A 16,714-nucleotide genomic window follows, 5' to 3' on the forward strand; every position below is an offset into this window, starting at 1 on the left:
CGGTATCGATGCACGAAGGGAAGTGTGGGATGCCCACGACGTACCAGGTGTACTTCACCGAGCAGGCCGCCGCGGCCCGCGACCGTCTCGACGACCCGCAGCGCGCAGCGTTCGACAAGGGCATCTCCGTGCTGGCCCGTGACCCGTTCCTCGACGTGTCCCGCGCCATAAGCTCCACCGGAGACGACCGTACGGTCCGCCTCACCCAGAACATCCTGGTGGAGTACAGCATCACCATGGGCCGCCTGCTGGTCTTCATCGTCGAGGTCTTCAACGACAAGGACATCGTCATCTCCGACCTTGACGGTTGATCTTGCCAGGTCTCGCCAGCCTCACGGCCTCACGGCCTCACTTGTCGGAAACGACAAAGCAACGATCCCCACGCCGTGAGGTCTGTCATCTACGCGCGTAGGCGAACAACGGCTACCCTCGTCCGCGTGAACGCATCTGTTACCCCGGACATCGCGCGCGACCCGCAGGGCGCCGCCGCCGACGCCGCTGCCCGCCTGCGCGAGCTGACCGGCGCCGAGACCCACGACGTCGCCCTGGTGATGGGCTCCGGCTGGGCCCCGGCCGCCGAGGCCCTGGGCGCGCCCGAGCACGAATTCCCCGTCACCGAGCTGCCCGGCTTCCCGCCGCCGGCCGTCGCCGGCCACGGCGGCAAGATCCGCTCCTACCGCGTGGGCGAGAAGCGCGCCCTGGTCTTCCTGGGCCGTACCCACTACTACGAGGGCCGTGGCGTCGCCGCGGTCGCGCACGGCGTCCGTACCGCCGTCGCCGCGGGCTGCAAGACCGTCGTACTCACCAACGGGTGCGGCGGTCTGCGCGAGGGCATGCGCCCCGGCCAGCCGGTCCTGATCAGCGACCACCTGAACCTGACCGCCACCTCCCCGATCCCCGGCGCGAACTTCGTCGACCTCACCGACCTGTACTCGCCGCGCCTGCGCGCGCTGTGCAAGGAGGTCGACGCGAGCCTGGAGGAGGGCGTCTACGCCCAGCTCCCCGGCCCGCACTACGAGACCCCGGCCGAGATCAGGATGCTCCGCACGCTGGGCGCCGACCTGGTCGGTATGTCCACCGTCCTCGAGGCCATCGCGGCACGCGAGGCCGGCGCCGAGGTGCTCGGCCTCTCGCTGGTGACGAACCTCGCCGCCGGTATGACGGGCGAGCCGCTCAACCACGAAGAGGTGCTGCAGGCCGGCCGTGACTCCGCGGTCGCCATGGGCCAGCTGCTCGGCCAGGTCCTCAACAAGATCTAGATCAAAATCAAGATCTCGATCTGGATCTGGATCTGGATCTGGATCTGGATCAGGTCAGGACGCGCCGCCGGGCCACCGGGCCATCGGGCCACCGGGGCCGGCGGGACCGGCGGCGCGCGACGCACCCCACACACAGCACTGCACTGCACTGCACCCGATACACAGCGCAACACTGCACCCGATAGGCAGCGCAGCACTCGCAGCACCCATAGGGCAGCACCCACAGGCAGGAGCAATCACGTGGCTACCGATCCCTCGGAGCTGATCAACCGGGCCCAGTCCTGGCTGGCCGAGGACCCCGACCCGGAGACCCGGGACGAGCTGTCCGGGCTCATCGCCGCCCAGGACACCGACGAACTGGCCGTCCGGTTCGCCGGCACCCTCCAGTTCGGTACCGCCGGCCTGCGCGGTGAGCTGGGCGCGGGCCCGATGCGGATGAACCGCTCGGTCGTCATCCGGGCCGCGGCCGGCCTCGCCGCGTACCTCAAGGCGAAGGGCCAGGGCTCCGGCCTGGTCGTGATCGGTTACGACGCGCGCTACAAGAGCGCCGACTTCGCACGGGACACCGCGGCCGTGATGGTCGGCGCGGGCCTGCGCGCCGCGCTGCTGCCCCGCCCGCTGCCCACGCCCGTACTCGCCTTCGCCATACGGCACCTGGGCGCGGTGGCCGGCGTCGAGGTGACCGCGAGCCACAACCCGCCGCGCGACAACGGCTACAAGGTCTACCTCGGCGACGGCTCACAGATCGTGCCGCCCGCCGACGACGAGATCGCCACCGAGATCGCCGCCGTACGCTCCCTCGCGGACGTACCGCGCCCGGAGTCCGGCTGGGAAACCCTCGGCGACGACGTCCTGGACGCGTACCTGGCCCGCACGGACGCCGTCCTCACCCCCGGCTCCCCCCGCGGCCTGAACGTCGTCTACACGCCGATGCACGGCGTCGGCCGGGACACCCTCCTCGCCGCCTTCGCCCGCGCCGGATTCCCGGCCCCCACGGTCGTCGCGGAGCAGGCCGAGCCGGACCCGGACTTCCCGACGGTCGCCTTCCCCAACCCGGAGGAGCCGGGCGCGATGGACCTCGCGTTCGCCACGGCCCGCGCCCAGGGCGACGGCGAGGTCGACATCGACATCGTCATCGCCAACGACCCCGACGCGGACCGCTGTGCCGTCGCCGTCCCGGCGCCCGGTACGCCGGAAGGCTGGCGGATGCTGCGCGGCGACGAGGTCGGCGCCCTGCTCGCCGCCCACCTGGTCCGCAAGGGGGCGACCGGCACGTTCGCCACCACGATCGTCTCCTCCCAGCTCATGTCCCGCATCGCCGCCTCCGCCACCCTCCCGTACGAGGAGACGCTGACCGGCTTCAAGTGGCTGGCCCGGGCGGACGGCCTGCGGTACGCCTACGAGGAGGCGCTCGGCTACTGCGTCGACCCGGAGGGCGTCCGCGACAAGGACGGCATCACCGCCGCCCTGCTGATCACCGAGCTGGCGGCAGAGCTCAAGCGGGACGGCCGTACGCTCGCCGACCTCCTGGACGACCTCGCGGTGGAGCACGGTCTGCACGCGACCGACCAGCTCTCGGTCCGCGTCGAGGACCTCTCCCTGATCGCGGACGCCATGCGCAGGCTCCGCGAACAGCCGCCGACCACGCTGGCCGGCCTGTCCGTGACCCGCGCCGACGACCTGAGCCAGGGCACGGAGTCGCTCCCGCCCACCGACGGACTCCGCTACTACCTCTCCGGCTCCCCCGAGGCTGGCATCGAGGCGGCCCGCGTCGTGGTCCGCCCCTCCGGCACGGAGCCCAAGCTCAAGTGCTACCTGGAGGTCGTGGTGCCGGTGGAGTCGGCGGACGTCCTCCCGGAGGCCCGGGGAAGGGCAGCGGGAACGCTCGCCGCGATCAAGGGCGACCTGTCGGCGGCGGCCGGGATCTGACGTACTTGACGTACTGACGTACGCAAGCGAGCGTGACGTCGGGCTCCGCGACCTGGTTTCGAGACCTGGTCGTGGTCGTGGAGCCCGACGCGTCGTCCTGCCGAAGCGAGTGCCATCGCCCCGCCGGAGCGGTTGCCATCGCCCCCGCCAGAGCGAGTGCCGTCGCCCCCGCCGGAGCGAGTGCCGTCGCCCCGCTTCCCCCCGGGCAGAGGCCCAGAATCCCCAGCGCCTACGGTGAGCTCATGCAGCATTTCGAGGTCGTGACAGCCGTCGCCGCCCCTCCGGACCAGGTGTTCGCGGTATGCCTGGACGTGGAGTCGCATACCCGCTCCATGTCCGATTCGTCGGAGCGAGCCGTTGACGGCAAGACCCGGGGCGAGCTGGCGCTCGGCGACACGGTGACCTTCCAGGCCCGCCACCTCGGCCTGACCTGGCGGCTCAAGGCCCGCATCACCTCCTACGACCGCCCCCGAAGTTTCGTGGACGAGCAGGAGTCCGGCCCCTTCAAGCTATGGCGTCACGCCCACCACTTCGAGCCGGACGGCGCCGGCGGCACCATCATGAGAGACGTCGTCGATTTCGCCTCACCGCTGGGACCGGTCGGACGCCTCGTCGACAGACTCCTCCTGAGCCGCTACATGCCCCACCTCATCAGAGTCCGCAACGCCTACCTGGCCAGCACTTTCGCCTGAGTGAGCCACCACTGCCGCCCACTCACACAACAGCGCCCCCACCTCCGGCTACGCCGGTCGTGGGGGCGCCTTCGTCATTGGTCGCTCAGACAGGGAACTTCACGCCCTTGACGGCGGCGACGAACGCGGACCAGGACGACGCCGGGAAGGTCAGGGCGGCGCCGTGCGGGTCCTTGGAGTCACGGACGGGAACGACATCGGTGGCCATCGCATGTGCCGGGGCCCACTCGACGCAGGAACCACCGTTGTTGCTGTAGGAGGATTTGACCCACTGCAGGGTCTCGGGCTCAGTCATCACGGCGCACCTCTTCGTAACTGGTGGATCATCTCTACAGACGCTGTCTGCGACAGAGAAACAGCCTGTAGTTGATGGTAGGCCCTCACCAGCGGCAGCACGGAAGTGAGTGCCCGGTCCAAGTGTCCTTGAGTCTGTGACTCGACATAGGAGACCACGGACCGGTCTTGCAACGTCAGCAAGTTCACCAACCGATCGAGGGTGCGGTCCTCGCCGATGGCGTAGGGGGCGACCTGGAGCATGGTGTTTGGTTGCGCCGCGAACTCCACCAGGCGCTCCAGCTGTTCGTTCATCACGGTCGCGCCGCCGATAGGGCGACGGATACAGCTTTCGTCCAGTACCGCGATCACCAAAGGCGGGTCACGACGTACCAGGGCGTTCTGGCGCTTTATGAGGAACGAGACTCGTTCATCGGCCTGTTCACTTGTAAGAACTCCCCGTTTGACGGCGCTATCGGCTAGTGCATGTGCATACGCCGGCGTCTGCAGCAGGCCAGGAATCAAGCCCGATTCAAAGAGCCGGATCTCTGCCGCGCGAGCCTCGTAGCCCACGTACTCCGGGAAGCCTTCCAACAGACTGCCGTTGCGGATCTCCCCCCACGCGCGTTCGAACGACTCTGCGGTCCCGACGAACCCGAAGGCAACGTCTAGGCTCCGCGAAAATGCGAGAGTTGGCGGCTTGCGGCCGGTTTCGACTGCCGAAATATGCCGACCCGAGTAGCCCACCCGCTCAGCCAACTCGTCCTGCTTCCATCCGCGCGCCTCACGCGCGCTGCGCACACGCGCTCCGAAAGCCGCCCGGGGTGAAGCGTCCGGGTTCAACTCCTTCAGGTTTACCAACGTGCCCTCCGTCCCTGGAACGTTGAAGACGGCCCGACTCTAGGCCACGCTGAGGCCTCCCGGTAGCGGAATCGCTACAGAGAGGAGCGGCCATGCAACCCGCAAGCCCTGAACGCCAGCGCGCGATGCCCCCGCCCGTGCACCTGGGTGCGCCGGAACCCGCAGCGAAGCCCCCGGCAGAGTGTGACGTGTGCCGATCGCTCGTGCACGAACGGCAGTTGGCCGAGGCGCGCGGGGACCGGCACAAGGTCTCCGACCTCAACACCGAACTCAACAACCACCCGCACCCGAAGGGAGTTCAGCGGTGATCGCTCCTTGGGTGCCCGGTCCGGGCGTGCTGGTCAAGGACACGCAGCGCGGTCTGCTCGGTGAGGCCGTGGGGTGGAACGCCGGAACGGTCACACTGGCCCCGCTGGGCGGCGGAGAGCCGTGGGAGACCGACACGTACAGCGTCCCGAACGAGCTGGACCGACTTCGCGCCCGCGTAGCCAGCCGGAGGCGTCGGTGAGCAGCTTCCAGGAGAAGCCCATCGAGTTGCCGTGGCCGTACAGTTCCCGGGACCTCGACCCGGAGCCTGTAGAAGGCTGTGAACGGTGTGCAGCGTTGGCTGCGGAGCGCTCCAAGCATCGTGACCAGGCGCAGTTCGGGCTGGCCGTAATCGCCGGCATCAAGATCGCGGAGCACCAGCGATTCGGCTCCCACAACGACACCCCCGAGGCCCCCGAAGGGTCGGCGGGGGCCGGGACGTCGTTTGCCCCCTTGACGACTCCCCTCAATGAGGGGACGGTCGTGCAATCAGGCGCAATGGGTTCGACTCAGGGAGGGGTAAGACATGAAGCTACGTTTCCTCGGGATCATCCCGAACACGCCCGACATCGATTCACCAACCATCTGGCTTGACGAAAAGTCGGGTGACCTGCTGATCCAGTCTTACAAGGCCACCGCAGAAGAGGTGAAGGCATGCCAAGAGATCGGCTCGATCCCCGGCCATTCCACGGCTGTCCCGAACCACGAGACGATCATCCGGCTGCCAAAGGTCATGCGCCAGTACATCCCCCGCTCGGAGGACAGCACCGTTGAAGAACCCCGTACTTGAGGGCCTGGCGAAGGCCCAGCGCTCCGCCGTTCATCTGGAGATGCGCGACGCCTACCAGCCCACAGACCCGGAGTTCATCGCGTGGCAGAACGGGAAGCGCCTTGATCCTGCTGCCGACCGTTCGTCCTGGTGGCGTCCGTTCCTGGACGTGGTAAATGAGACGACCGAACGCGGCGTCGTCATGCGACGGGCACGGATCGTGTCGGAACCGGTGACGGACTACATCAAGTACGAGCACGACGTAACGTTCCCCAACGTGGCAGCCGGAGAGCTAATCCGCTGGTTGCCCCGACGCAAGGCCGCTGACATTCCACTGCCTGGCACCGACCTGTGGATGTTCGACGGGGCCTCCGTGCTGTTCACCTACTTCTCCGGCGTCGGTGAGGTAGTTGACCGGGAGTGGCGCACGGAGCCGGCCGTTGTGAAGCTGGTCAATTCGGCGTTCGAAGCGGTGTGGGAGCGGGCTACGCCGCACGAGGAGTACAACCCCGTCTGAGTCATGGCAGTTTCGTCATCATCCAGCGTCCAGGCGGCCCGGCAGGTACTGGCAGATCGCCTTCGCGAGATCTGCCGGGACGCCGGCTTGGAAGGCAAGCAGCTCGCTCAGACATGCGGTTGGCATCCATCGAAGGTGTCCCGAATCGCGACTGGGAAGACCTCGCCCAGCACCGACGACATCCGCACGTGGTGCCAGGCGTGCAATGCGGAGGACCAGACGGAAGACCTCATCGCCTCTCTTCGGAACGTAGAGGGCATGTGGTTGCAGTGGCACCGCATGGAGCGCAACGGCCTTCGACGCGCCCAGGAAGCCGTTCTGCCGCGCTACGAGCGCACCCACTGGTTCCGGTGCTACTCGCCCAGTTTCATCCCTGGCCTCATACAGACTTCCGGTTACACAGAAGACGTGTTGCGGGCGGTCCAGCGAAGGCGGGTTGAAATCGACGACGTGGCCGACGCCGTGGCAGCGCGCATGGAGCGTCAGCGCGTGCTGTATGAGGGGCAACGCCGCTTCGCCTTCCTCGTTGAGGAGTCGGCGTTGCGCAACGGACTGGGTAGCACCGACACGCAGATTGAGCAGCTTGAACACTTGCTGACGGTCAGCTCACTGCCAAACGTCAGCGTCGGAGTGATCCCAGTCAAAGTCGGCAGGACACGCATGCCGGTAGAAGGCTTCGTGATCTTCGACAAGGTGCAGGCCAACGTGGAGTTGGTATCCGGCTATCTCACACTCACACAACCCAGCGAAGTGGCCATGTACGCCGACACGTTCGCCATGCTTGCAGACATGGCCGTATATGGCACGAAGGTTCGCGCGTTGATCACAGCGGCTATGGACTCGCTTGGGTGATCGTCTTGCAATCATGTGCAATCGGCTGGGAGTTGGAGCCCGCCAGCTCCTAACGTTGTCGCCATCGAGGTGACGCGCAAACCAAACGGCGGAGATGCCATGACATCCCCGATTCGATACAGCCGAGTCAAAACCTGAGACTCCCGCCCCGGCGGCGGAAACCTGGACAGTCGAGCAGCCGGGGCGGGTGACCACCGCAGGGAAAACCCTGCGGACCTACGGGCCATGCCTTCGACAGTACGGCGGCACGGCCCCCTCGCGAAAGAGGAGGTTGATAGATGAGCGCTGTAGCAGTGGAGACGTACGAGACACGCGTGCCCGACGCCGAAGGATGGCGCGGAATCCCGTTCCGACACCCCCGGGACCTCGTGGTCGTCGCCGAGGCCGACGGCGGAAAGCACGACGGTGGGCCCATGCCCCCGGAGGCACCCCGCGACCCCGCTCCCAGCGGCGGAGACGGCGATAAGAAATAGGTCATGCCGTAGGCGCATCTGACCACCGGCGTCCGGGCTCAAAGGTCCGGACGCCGGCCATTTTCCAGGGCGTTCAAGCAGGAAGGCAACGTGAGCAACGGCGGCGCAGAGCACAAGATCACTGGATGTCCTGGCTGCGACGCCGAGGAACACCAAACGGCCGTACGGGAACGCGAGAAGCAGCAGAGTCAAGAACGCGCCATGTCGGCCAGCCTGGTCCTGGCCATGGCTGTCGTCGGTTTGGTGTTGATCGGCCTATGGGCTGGCGTGATGGCGCTCCTGTCACGCGCCTTCAGCTGACCGACCAGACCCCCGCCTCACCGCAACGCGGTGAGGCACGTCCCGGTGGGTCAGTTGCCGGTGCGGCCCGACATCAACTACCCAATAACCAGGGGAAGAAAGAACCCTTCCCAACCCCACCGGCCTGCCCGTCACCCACAAGGGTGGGATTCGCCAACTGCGCTGGATTTCGGGCGGGTTGACGGTCATATGCTCGGCGCAACAACCGCAAGAAAGACGTCGGCCCCCGGCGGGACTAGCGATCCCGGTCGAGGGCCTGACCACCGAGGAAGCTCACTTCCTGATGGATACGCAGAGGAAGTTCACTCCCTGATGGGTACCCAGAACCCTAGCGCGCCTTCGTGTGCCGCGTCTCCCGTTCCCGCGAACGTTGACCCGTCCGTGGCCGTGACCGCGGCCGTGACCGCGACCGTGGACGATGCCACGGCGGCCGTGGCCCGCCCCGGCATCGTTCACGCCAACATCCGCCACACCAGCCGCTTCACGGTCGTCGGCAACCACCTCGCCCAGCACCGCGGGCTCACCCTCACCGCGATCGGGCTCGCCCTCCACATCCAGTCGCTGCCCGCCGGGGCCAAGGTCACCATCAAGGCGCTCGCGGCCCGCTTCCCGGAGGGCGAGACCCGGATCGCCGCCGCACTGCGGGAACTGGAGACGCACGGCTACCTGGCGCGCATCCGGAAGCGCCTCCCGAGTGGCCGCATCGTCACGCACACCATTTCGTACAACCAGCCGCGCACGGCCATCACTTCGGCTTCTGAGCCACCCCAGGCACCCGAACCACCGCAGACCTCCGTACCGCCCCCGGCCCCGGCCTCCACTCCCGCCCCGGATCCCCTGCCCGAACCCGCAAAGACCCCTGCACCCACCGCCGCCCCCGCACCCGCACCCCGCCCCGTACCTCGGGAACCGCTCCCCGAGCCGCGCACCCACGACCTGGAACGTCACCGCACCGCCGCCGCCCTCCTCGCGGAGCTGCGCCGCCACGAGCCGCGACTGCTGCTCGCAGAACGGGACGTCCGCCGCCTGGCCCCGGCCGCGGCGGCCTGGCTGGAACGCGGCGCCACCCCTGACGCCGTACGCCACGCCCTGACCGCACGTGTCCCCGACGACCTGAAGCACCCGGCCGCCCTGCTCGCACACCGCCTCACCGCGCTGCTGCCGTCGCCCCTGCCCCCCAGTCCGGCGGCTGTACGACCCGCCCCGTTCCAGACCTGCGAAGGCTGCGACCGCGCCTTCCGCGCAGCAGAACCCGGCCACTGCCGCGACTGCCGCCCCGACAACAGAAAGGCCGCCTAGCATGAACGTAACGACCCTTGCCCCTGAGCACAGACGAGGAGCGCACACGGTGACCATCGCCCCGGACGGCACACGAAACGGCGGCTCCCAGTACCAGGCGATGCGGGAATTCGTGGAGTCCATGAGCGACACGCTTCCCGGCAAATTCGAGATCACCAAGGAAGGGATCGTTCACGACATGATGGCACCGGTAGGTCCGCACGAGCTGACCGTGGCACAGGTCAGCCGACGCCTTGAGAGGATCATGCCGGACAGGCTTCTGGCCCACACGGGGACCCCTGATGTGGAAAGCCAGCCCGAGGGCATCATGCGTCACCCCGACATCATGGTGATCGCCTGGGAGGACATGGAGATCCAGGGCTCTTTCGACCCCCACACCATCATCGCTGCCATTGAAATCGTCTCCCGCTCCAACCCGGACAACGACTGGGTGAGCAAGGTGCGGGACTACCCACTGCTCGGCATCCCCATTTACGTGATCTTCGATCCGCGCGAGGGAGAGGGCGCAGTCCTCTCGGACATCCACTCCACCCCCGATGGGCCCCGCTACGCCACCCGCAAGGACTTCGTCTACGGCGAGGACGTCACTATCGGCGAGTGGACGATCTCCACCGAGGGCCTGCCTCTCTACCCGTAGCGGCTCTCAGAGAGCGATCATCACCGCGAGCCCGATAGCGCCCACCACGCTCGGTGAGATGACCTCGTACGCCCACCGGACCACCGGCTTCCCCTGGGCGCTCTCCCGCTCCTCTCCCCGTTCCTTGATCTCGCGGAGTTCGTCCAGCGCCTGATCGGCCATGGCGCGGGGCACAGGGCCGACGTCGGCGTTCGGGCCGAAGCGGGGCCGGGGTGCGGTGGCGCCGCGCATCGCCTGCCGGTTTGCCTTCTTGCGCTGGCGGAGGGAGACCGGGATGGCCCACATCTGGTACTTGTCGCCGCCGGTGGTGAACACCTCGGTAGAGAACGACGCCCGCAGGCCCTCCACCGCGCCCCACGGGAGAGTGATCGTGCGGAAGGGGTTGCGGATGGTCAGGCGGTCCTGGCCCGCTCGTACCACGGGACGGAGGGTATAGGCGGTGACCAGCGGTACGAGGAGCAGCAGGGCGAAGAGCGCCGTGAGGCGGGTGTGCGCGGCGCCCCGGAGGAGGGCGTCGCCGCCGAGCCAGAGGGCGAGCACGAGGAGGAGCACACCGCCGGCGAGGGCCGCGGGCGAGCGGTAGCTGCGCTCGGCGTACTGCTGCGGAGGCGGGGTGGTCCGGTCCTGGGGCGTCATGCCGCCGATTCTGCCCGACCGTCCGGATGCCGGACATTGCGTTACGGCATCAGTCCTCTCTGCCTCAGACATCGGCCATGCGTTACGGCATCAGTCCTCGCTGCCTCAGACATCGGAGATTGCGTTACGGCATCATTCGGGCGCGGCGCCGGATTCGGTCCCGTAGGAGGGATGACACGACGCTACGCGCGTAGATATGCTCCCCTCGTGACCATGCCCATCACTGTTCCCGCATACGGCAAGGAAGCCGCGGGGCGTCTGGCGTCAATGGCGGACGTGACCGCCGATGACGGTGCGCTGCGCCGCTTCCTCCACGGCCTCCCGGGGGTCGACGCGGTCGGGCTGGACGCCCGCGCCGCCACCCTCGGCACCCGCTCGATCAAGACCACGGCGAAGGCGTACGCCATCGACCTCGCCATCTCGATGATCGACCTGACGACCCTTGAAGGCGCGGACACCCCGGGCAAGGTCCGGGCGCTGTGCGCCAAGGGCATCCAGCCGGACCCCACCGACCTCACCGCACCCAAGGTCGCGGCGATCTGCGTCTACCCCGACATGGTCGCGACGGCCAAGGAGGCGCTCGGCGGCTCCGGTATCCACGTCGCGTCCGTCGCCACCGCCTTCCCGGCCGGCCGCGCCGCGCTGCCGGTGAAGCTCGCCGACACCCGGGACGCGGTCGCGGCCGGGGCGGACGAGATCGACATGGTGATCGACCGGGGTGCCTTCCTCACCGGCCGCTACATGGAGGTCTTCGAGGAGATCAAGGCCGTCAAGGAGGCGTGTGCGCGCCCGGACGGCAGCGCCGCGCACCTCAAGGTGATCTTCGAGACCGGTGAGCTCCAGACGTACGACAACGTCCGCCGGGTCTCCTGGCTGGCGATGCTGGCCGGCGCCGACTTCATCAAGACCTCGACCGGCAAGGTGAGCGTGAACGCGACCCCGCCGGTCACGCTGCTGATGCTGGAGGCGGTGCGCGACTTCCACGCCGCCACCGGCGTCCAGGTCGGTGTGAAGCCGGCCGGCGGCATCCGTACCACCAAGGACGCGATCAAGTACCTGGTGATGGTGAACGAGACGCTCGGCGAGCCCTGGCTGACCCCGGACTGGTTCCGCTTCGGCGCCTCCAGCCTCCTGAACGACCTGCTGATGCAGCGCCAGAAGCTCAGCACCGGCCGCTACTCCGGCCCCGACTACGTCACGGTGGACTGAGGCACCCATGACCTTCGATTACGCACCCGCACCCGAGTCCCGCTCGGTCGTCGACATCGCGCCGTCGTACGGCCTGTTCATCGACGGCGAGTTCGCCCCGGCCGCCGACGGCAAGGTCTTCAAGACCGTCTCCCCGTCGAGCGAGGAAACGCTCTCCGAGGTCGCGCAGGCCAACTCCGACGACGTCGACCGTGCCGTCAAGGCGGCCCGTAAGGCGTTCGGGAGGTGGTCCGCGCTGCCCGGTGCCGAGCGCGCCAAGTACCTCTTCCGGATCGCCCGGATCATCCAGGAGCGCTCGCGCGAGCTGGCGGTGCTGGAGACGCTGGACAACGGCAAGCCGATCCGGGAGTCCCGGGACGCCGATCTGCCGCTGGTCGCCGCGCACTTCTTCTACTACGCGGGCTGGGCGGACAAGCTCGACCACGCCGGCTTCGGGCCGAACCCCCGGCCGCTGGGTGTGGCCGGCCAGGTCATCCCGTGGAACTTCCCCCTCCTCATGCTGGCGTGGAAGATCGCCCCGGCCCTGGCGACCGGCAACACGGTCGTCCTGAAGCCGGCCGAGACCACCCCGCTGTCCGCGCTCTTCTTCGCGGACATCTGCCGTCAGGCCGGGCTCCCCAAGGGCGTCGTCAACATCCTTACCGGCGACGGCTCGACGGGCGCCGCGCTGGTGGCCCACCCGGACGTCGACAAGGTCGCCTTCACCGGCTCCACCGCGGTCGGCAAGGCCATCGCCCGTACGGTCGCCGGCACGGACAAGAAGGTGACGCTGGAGCTGGGCGGCAAGGCGGCGAACATCGTCTTCGACGACGCGCCGATCGACCAGGCCGTCGAGGGCATCGTCAACGGCATCTTCTTCAACCAGGGTCAGGTGTGCTGCGCGGGTTCGCGCCTGCTGGTCCAGGAGTCGGTCCAGGACGAGCTGCTGGACGCCCTCAAGCGCCGGATGCGGACCCTGCGGGTGGGCGACCCGCTCGACAAGAACACCGACATCGGTGCCATCAACTCCGCCGAGCAGCTGGCCCGGATCACCGCGCTGGCCGACGCCGGCGAGGCGGAGGGCGCCGAGCGCTGGGCCCCGGCCTGCGAACTCCCCTCCTCCGGCTACTGGTTCGCACCGACCCTCTTCACGGGCGTGACCCAGGCGCACCGGATCGCCCGGGAGGAGATCTTCGGCCCGGTGCTGTCCGTGCTGACCTTCCGTACGCCGGAAGAGGCCGTCGCGAAGGCGAACAACACCCCGTACGGCCTCTCCGCCGGCATCTGGACGGAGAAGGGCAGCCGCAGCCTGTGGATGGCGAGCCGGCTGCGCGCGGGCGTCATCTGGTCCAACACGTTCAACAAGTTCGACCCGGCCTCGCCCTTCGGCGGCTTCAAGGAGTCGGGCTACGGCCGCGAGGGCGGCCGCCACGGTCTGGAGGCGTACCTCGATGTCTGACAAGCCTGACAAGACTGGCAAGACCGACAAGTCCGAGCGGCTGAGCGTTCTCAAGACCTACAAGCTGTACGTCGGGGGCAAGTTCCCCCGGTCCGAGAGCGGGCGGGTGTACGAGGTGACCGACTCCAAGGGCAACTGGCTGGCCAACGCCCCGCTGTCGTCCCGCAAGGACGCCCGGGACGCGGTGGTCGCCGCCCGTAAGGCCTTCGGCGGCTGGTCGGGGGCCACGGCCTACAACCGCGGCCAGATCCTCTACCGGATCGCCGAGATGCTGGAGGGCCGCCGCGACCAGTTCATCGCCGAGGTCGCGGACGCCGAGGGGCTGTCGAAGTCCAAGGCCGCCGCTCAGGTGGACGCGGCCATCGACCGCTGGGTCTGGTACGCGGGCTGGTCCGACAAGGTCGCCCAGATCGCGGGTGGCGCCAACCCGGTCGCCGGGCCGTACTTCAACCTCTCCGCCCCCGAACCGACGGGTGTGGTCGCGGTCCTGGCGCCGCAGGAGTCGTCCTTCCTCGGACTGGTCTCGGTGATCGCCCCGGCGATCGTCACCGGCAACACGGTGGTCGTGGCGGCGTCCGAGGGCGCGCCGCTGCCCGCGCTGTCGCTGGCCGAGGTGCTGGCCACCTCCGACCTGCCGGGCGGGGTGGTCAACATCCTCTCGGGCCGTACGGCGGAGATCGCGGCCCCGCTCGCCGCCCACCAGGACGTCAACGCCATCGATCTGGCGGGCGCCGACGCGGAGTTGGCGAAGACCCTGGAGGAGGCCGCGGCGGACAACCTCAAGCGGGTGCTGCGCCCCGGCCCGGTGGACTGGGCCGCCGCCCCGGGCACGGGCCGCCTCCTCGCCTTCCTGGAGACGAAGACGGTCTGGCATCCGATGGGCGTCTGACGTCTACGCGCCAATACGCGCCAAACCGTGCGGGGCCTCACCCTTCGAGAGGTGGGGCCCCGCACGGCCATGGAGAAGCGAGTCAGAAGCGGTCTGAGGTGGCCAGAGGTGGCCACAAGCGGGTCAGAAGTGGGTCAGGCCCTTGGTGCTGATCTTTTTGAAGTCGCCGACCTGGGTCTCGATGGTGTTGCTCAACGGGTTGGAGAGCACCAGCATTTCGGTCAGCCCCGCGATGGCGGTGGCGCTGGGGTTGCCGCGGGCCAGGGCACGCGCCTTGTCTGCCGGCATCGCACCGGCCGTCGCCGTACCGCCCGCCGCGACCGCGACACCGGCCGCGGACATCACCAGCCCGACGCGCAACAGGGTGCGCGGGATGCGACGGGTCTTGAGACGTGTGGGGGAGGACATGTGCCACCTGCCTGGGGATCGAAGCGCCGCACGAGCGGAGGACGGGAACGACCGGCTGCCGGCTCGACCGGGCAACCGTTTCCGTATTCGTTCAACTCCGCAGCGTAGTTACTGTCGGGCGCCCGATTCCAGCTCGCACGCCAGGGGTACCCCACTCGGCCCAATGAGCGACAATCAGTGCCCGTGAGCCCCCACTCCTCCGCCCTCCCGGCCCTCCCCGCGTCCACCCGTGTCGTCCTGCTGACCGGCCCGTCCGGTTCCGGCAAGACCTCCCTCGCCGCCCACACCGGCCTGCCCGTCCTCAACCTCGACGACTTCTACAAGGAGGGGACGGACCCGACGCTTCCCCAACTGCCGGGCGGCGGCGCCGACTGGGACTCACCGCTCTCCTGGGACGCCGATGTCGCGGTCGCGGCGATCGACGCGCTGTGCCGTACGGGGCGGACCGAGGTGCCCGTGTACGACATCTCCGTCAGCGCCCGGGTCGGCGCGTCGGAGCTCGACCTCGGGGGCGCGCCCCTGTTCATCGCGGAGGGGATCTTCGCCGCCGATGTCATCGCAGCCTGCCGGGCGGCGGGCCTGCTGGCCGATGCGCTGTGCCTGTGCGGCCGTCCCGCCACGACCTTCCGCCGACGGCTGGTGCGCGATCTGCGCGAGGGCCGGAAGTCGGCCCCGTACCTCGTCCGCCGCGGTCTGCGGCTGCTCCGCGACGAACGCTCGGTCGTCGCCCGCCAGACGGCGCTGGGCGCCCACCCGTGCGCGAAGCCCGAGGCCCTGGCCCGGATATCGGCCGCGGGCGCGGGCGCGACGGAAGCGGTGGGCGCGGGCGTACGTGCCTGACCCGCGTCCCTGCGCGGGCGTACGTGCCTGACCCGCGTGCCTGCGCGGGCGTACGTGCCTGACCCCCGGCGCCTGACCCTCGCGCCTGGCCCCGTCCCTGACCGAGGGCGCACGAAGAAGCGGGCTCGGACAGACCCCCGGCCGTCCGAACCCGCTCCCTTCCCCCGTATCCCCCGTGTCCCCGTATCCCCCGTTCGTTTCCCCCGTAGCCCTCGGGCTCCCCCGACCCCTCGGGCGACCATCCCTCAGGCGACCAGCTCGCCGAAGGACTCCTCCTGGTCACGGCCGAAGCTGAGGACCTCGTCGTCGCGCAGCCGGCGCAGGGCGCGCCAGATGCTCGACTTCACCGTGCCGACGCTGATGCCGAGAATGTCCGCGATCTCCGGGTCCGTACGGCCCTCGTAGTAGCGCAGGACGAGCATGGTGCGCTGGTTCTCGGGCAGCCGGGCCAGCGCCTGCCACAGCACGGCACGCAGTTCGGTGCCACGCATCGCGTCCACGTCACCGGCCGTCTCCGGCAGCTCCTCGGTCGGGTACTCGTTGAGCTTGCGGCGGCGCCAGGCGCTGATGTGCAGGTTGGTCATGGTGCGCCGCAGATAGCCGCCGAGCGCCGCCTTGTCACTGATCCGGTCCCAGGCCCGGTAGGTCGAGAACAGCGCGCTCTGCAGCAGGTCCTCGGCCTCGTAGCGGTCGCCGGTCAGGTGATAGGCGGTGGCGTACAGGGAGGCACGGCGCTCCTGGACGTAGGCGGTGAAGGCCGCTTCGGCCGTACCCGCCTCCGACGCGGAGCGCCGGTCCCCCGTGGCCTCCCCGTACTCCGCTCCCCCGGTGGTTCCCCCGTGGGCGGCGTCACTCTCCCGCCGCCCGTTTCCCCCGTCGACCTCCACCGTGGTCGCGTCGATGGCCACCATGTACGGCGGCCGATGACGCCCGGCGCCGCGAGCGCACCCCCGCAGGGAGGTGCCGCCACTCACACCGGACTTCTCGATGTTCCGCACACCGGACTTCTCCGCGACCCGTACGACGTCATGAAGTCGCGTGATAACTGCGCTGGAAGTGCTGCCGTGCAGTGTGGTCATCTCGCGCCCCCCGTCGTAGAGCCAGCTCGTTCGGTTTCTCCCGGTCGG

At 68.9% G+C, this 16,714-nt stretch carries 21 protein-coding genes; 16 read left to right on the forward strand and 5 right to left on the reverse strand.

Going from position 1 to position 16,714, the window contains the following annotated elements:
* Positions 1-29 precede the first annotated feature (29 nt).
* From ACFY12_RS03845 to ACFY12_RS03860, 4 genes are all read left to right on the forward strand, one after another.
* Complete coding sequence (locus ACFY12_RS03845) at positions 30-311, forward strand: hypothetical protein (protein ID WP_390714071.1); 282 nt, start codon at positions 30-32, stop codon at positions 309-311.
* Positions 312-437: 126 nt separating this feature from the next.
* Positions 438-1,259 carry a purine-nucleoside phosphorylase gene (locus ACFY12_RS03850; protein WP_390714072.1) on the forward strand — a complete coding sequence of 274 codons (822 nt, stop codon included), beginning with the start codon at positions 438-440 and terminating at the stop codon, positions 1,257-1,259.
* 240 nt (positions 1,260-1,499) lie between these two features.
* Positions 1,500-3,188 (forward strand): phospho-sugar mutase, encoded by a 1,689-nt coding sequence (locus tag ACFY12_RS03855; RefSeq protein ID WP_390714073.1) that lies wholly within the window; start codon positions 1,500-1,502, stop codon positions 3,186-3,188.
* A gap of 242 nt (positions 3,189-3,430) precedes the next feature.
* Positions 3,431-3,880, forward strand: a complete 450-nt coding sequence (locus ACFY12_RS03860; protein ID WP_390714074.1) for an SRPBCC family protein — start codon at positions 3,431-3,433, stop codon at positions 3,878-3,880.
* An 85-nt stretch (positions 3,881-3,965) separates the two neighbouring features.
* Here ACFY12_RS03860 and ACFY12_RS03865 read toward each other — a convergent pair whose 3' ends face one another.
* Positions 3,966-4,178 carry a DUF397 domain-containing protein gene (locus tag ACFY12_RS03865; protein ID WP_390714075.1) on the reverse strand — a complete coding sequence of 71 codons (213 nt, stop codon included), beginning with the start codon at positions 4,176-4,178 and terminating at the stop codon, positions 3,966-3,968.
* Entirely contained in the window at positions 4,175-5,014 is an 840-nt protein-coding gene (locus ACFY12_RS03870; protein ID WP_390714076.1) for a Scr1 family TA system antitoxin-like transcriptional regulator, read from the reverse strand. The genes ACFY12_RS03865 and ACFY12_RS03870 overlap by 4 nt, the downstream gene beginning before the upstream one ends.
* A gap of 304 nt (positions 5,015-5,318) precedes the next feature.
* Between ACFY12_RS03870 and ACFY12_RS03875 the strand changes: the two genes are divergently transcribed.
* The 8 genes from ACFY12_RS03875 (at position 5,319) to ACFY12_RS03910 (ending at position 10,167) form a co-directional block, all read left to right on the forward strand.
* Positions 5,319-5,522: a hypothetical protein gene (locus ACFY12_RS03875; protein WP_390714077.1), complete on the forward strand. Its 204-nt coding sequence runs from the start codon at positions 5,319-5,321 to the stop codon at positions 5,520-5,522.
* 324 nt (positions 5,523-5,846) lie between these two features.
* Positions 5,847-6,110, forward strand: a complete 264-nt coding sequence (locus ACFY12_RS03880; protein WP_390714078.1) for a hypothetical protein — start codon at positions 5,847-5,849, stop codon at positions 6,108-6,110.
* The gene (locus ACFY12_RS03885; protein ID WP_390714079.1) at positions 6,091-6,606 is read left to right on the forward strand and encodes a DUF6879 family protein; all 516 of its coding nucleotides are present in this window, start codon (positions 6,091-6,093) and stop codon (positions 6,604-6,606) included. Before ACFY12_RS03880 ends, ACFY12_RS03885 begins: the two co-directional genes overlap by 20 nt.
* A 3-nt stretch (positions 6,607-6,609) precedes the next feature.
* Positions 6,610-7,458, forward strand: a complete 849-nt coding sequence (locus tag ACFY12_RS03890) for a helix-turn-helix domain-containing protein (RefSeq protein ID WP_390714080.1) — start codon at positions 6,610-6,612, stop codon at positions 7,456-7,458.
* 278 nt (positions 7,459-7,736) lie between these two features.
* Positions 7,737-7,931: a hypothetical protein gene (locus tag ACFY12_RS03895; RefSeq protein ID WP_390714081.1), complete on the forward strand. Its 195-nt coding sequence runs from the start codon at positions 7,737-7,739 to the stop codon at positions 7,929-7,931.
* Between the two features lie 90 nt (positions 7,932-8,021).
* Positions 8,022-8,231: a hypothetical protein gene (locus ACFY12_RS03900; protein ID WP_390714082.1), complete on the forward strand. Its 210-nt coding sequence runs from the start codon at positions 8,022-8,024 to the stop codon at positions 8,229-8,231.
* A gap of 312 nt (positions 8,232-8,543) precedes the next feature.
* Positions 8,544-9,530, forward strand: coding sequence for a helix-turn-helix domain-containing protein (locus ACFY12_RS03905; RefSeq protein ID WP_390714083.1), 987 nt, complete (start codon positions 8,544-8,546; stop codon positions 9,528-9,530).
* Between the two features lie 49 nt (positions 9,531-9,579).
* Complete coding sequence (locus ACFY12_RS03910) at positions 9,580-10,167, forward strand: Uma2 family endonuclease (RefSeq protein ID WP_390714084.1); 588 nt, start codon at positions 9,580-9,582, stop codon at positions 10,165-10,167.
* A 6-nt stretch (positions 10,168-10,173) separates the two neighbouring features.
* Here the strand turns inward: ACFY12_RS03910 and ACFY12_RS03915 are convergent, their stop codons facing one another.
* Positions 10,174-10,803, reverse strand: coding sequence for a PH domain-containing protein (locus ACFY12_RS03915; RefSeq protein ID WP_390714085.1), 630 nt, complete (start codon positions 10,801-10,803; stop codon positions 10,174-10,176).
* A gap of 213 nt (positions 10,804-11,016) precedes the next feature.
* Here ACFY12_RS03915 and deoC point away from each other — a divergent pair, with 213 nt between their 5' ends.
* Genes deoC through ACFY12_RS03930 form a run of 3 tightly spaced genes read left to right on the forward strand, consistent with a single transcriptional unit; the run spans position 11,017 to position 14,339 of the window.
* The gene (gene deoC, locus ACFY12_RS03920) at positions 11,017-12,012 is read left to right on the forward strand and encodes a deoxyribose-phosphate aldolase (protein WP_390714374.1); all 996 of its coding nucleotides are present in this window, start codon (positions 11,017-11,019) and stop codon (positions 12,010-12,012) included.
* Positions 12,013-12,019: 7 nt separating this feature from the next.
* Complete coding sequence (locus ACFY12_RS03925) at positions 12,020-13,450, forward strand: aldehyde dehydrogenase family protein (RefSeq protein ID WP_390714086.1); 1,431 nt, start codon at positions 12,020-12,022, stop codon at positions 13,448-13,450.
* Positions 13,443-14,339, forward strand: coding sequence for an aldehyde dehydrogenase family protein (locus tag ACFY12_RS03930; RefSeq protein ID WP_390714087.1), 897 nt, complete (start codon positions 13,443-13,445; stop codon positions 14,337-14,339). The genes ACFY12_RS03925 and ACFY12_RS03930 overlap by 8 nt, the downstream gene beginning before the upstream one ends.
* Positions 14,340-14,462: 123 nt before the next feature.
* Here the strand turns inward: ACFY12_RS03930 and ACFY12_RS03935 are convergent, their stop codons facing one another.
* Positions 14,463-14,747 (reverse strand): hypothetical protein, encoded by a 285-nt coding sequence (locus tag ACFY12_RS03935; RefSeq protein ID WP_390714088.1) that lies wholly within the window; start codon positions 14,745-14,747, stop codon positions 14,463-14,465.
* A 183-nt stretch (positions 14,748-14,930) separates the two neighbouring features.
* On the opposite strand from ACFY12_RS03935, the gene ACFY12_RS03940 reads away from it, so the two are divergent.
* Entirely contained in the window at positions 14,931-15,587 is a 657-nt protein-coding gene (locus ACFY12_RS03940; protein WP_390714089.1) for an ATP-binding protein, read from the forward strand.
* A 245-nt stretch (positions 15,588-15,832) separates the two neighbouring features.
* On the opposite strand, the gene ACFY12_RS03945 is transcribed toward ACFY12_RS03940, so the two are convergent.
* Positions 15,833-16,666 (reverse strand): SigE family RNA polymerase sigma factor, encoded by an 834-nt coding sequence (locus tag ACFY12_RS03945; protein WP_390714090.1) that lies wholly within the window; start codon positions 16,664-16,666, stop codon positions 15,833-15,835.
* Between the last annotated feature and the right edge of the window lie 48 nt (positions 16,667-16,714).

It is taken from the genome of Streptomyces sp. NPDC001339 (assembly GCF_042895955.1).
Taxonomy (GTDB): Bacteria; Actinomycetota; Actinomycetes; order Streptomycetales; family Streptomycetaceae; genus Streptomyces.

Bases quoted from the DNA above. Each gene is read 5' to 3' on its own strand.
- ACFY12_RS03845 (WP_390714071.1), top strand. From the start codon at position 30: ATGCCCACGACGTACCAGGTGTACTTCACCGAGCAGGCCGCCGCGGCC.
- ACFY12_RS03860 (WP_390714074.1), top strand. From the start codon at position 3,431: ATGCAGCATTTCGAGGTCGTGACAGCCGTCGCCGCCCCTCCGGACCAG.
- ACFY12_RS03880 (WP_390714078.1), top strand. From the start codon at position 5,847: ATGAAGCTACGTTTCCTCGGGATCATCCCGAACACGCCCGACATCGAT.
- ACFY12_RS03890 (WP_390714080.1), top strand. From the start codon at position 6,610: ATGGCAGTTTCGTCATCATCCAGCGTCCAGGCGGCCCGGCAGGTACTG.
- ACFY12_RS03895 (WP_390714081.1), top strand. From the start codon at position 7,737: ATGAGCGCTGTAGCAGTGGAGACGTACGAGACACGCGTGCCCGACGCC.
- ACFY12_RS03905 (WP_390714083.1), top strand. From the start codon at position 8,544: ATGGGTACCCAGAACCCTAGCGCGCCTTCGTGTGCCGCGTCTCCCGTT.
- ACFY12_RS03915 (WP_390714085.1), bottom strand. From the start codon at position 10,803: ATGACGCCCCAGGACCGGACCACCCCGCCTCCGCAGCAGTACGCCGAG.
- deoC (WP_390714374.1), top strand. From the start codon at position 11,017: ATGCCCATCACTGTTCCCGCATACGGCAAGGAAGCCGCGGGGCGTCTG.
- ACFY12_RS03925 (WP_390714086.1), top strand. From the start codon at position 12,020: ATGACCTTCGATTACGCACCCGCACCCGAGTCCCGCTCGGTCGTCGAC.
- ACFY12_RS03930 (WP_390714087.1), top strand. From the start codon at position 13,443: ATGTCTGACAAGCCTGACAAGACTGGCAAGACCGACAAGTCCGAGCGG.
- ACFY12_RS03935 (WP_390714088.1), bottom strand. From the start codon at position 14,747: ATGTCCTCCCCCACACGTCTCAAGACCCGTCGCATCCCGCGCACCCTG.
- ACFY12_RS03945 (WP_390714090.1), bottom strand. From the start codon at position 16,666: ATGACCACACTGCACGGCAGCACTTCCAGCGCAGTTATCACGCGACTT.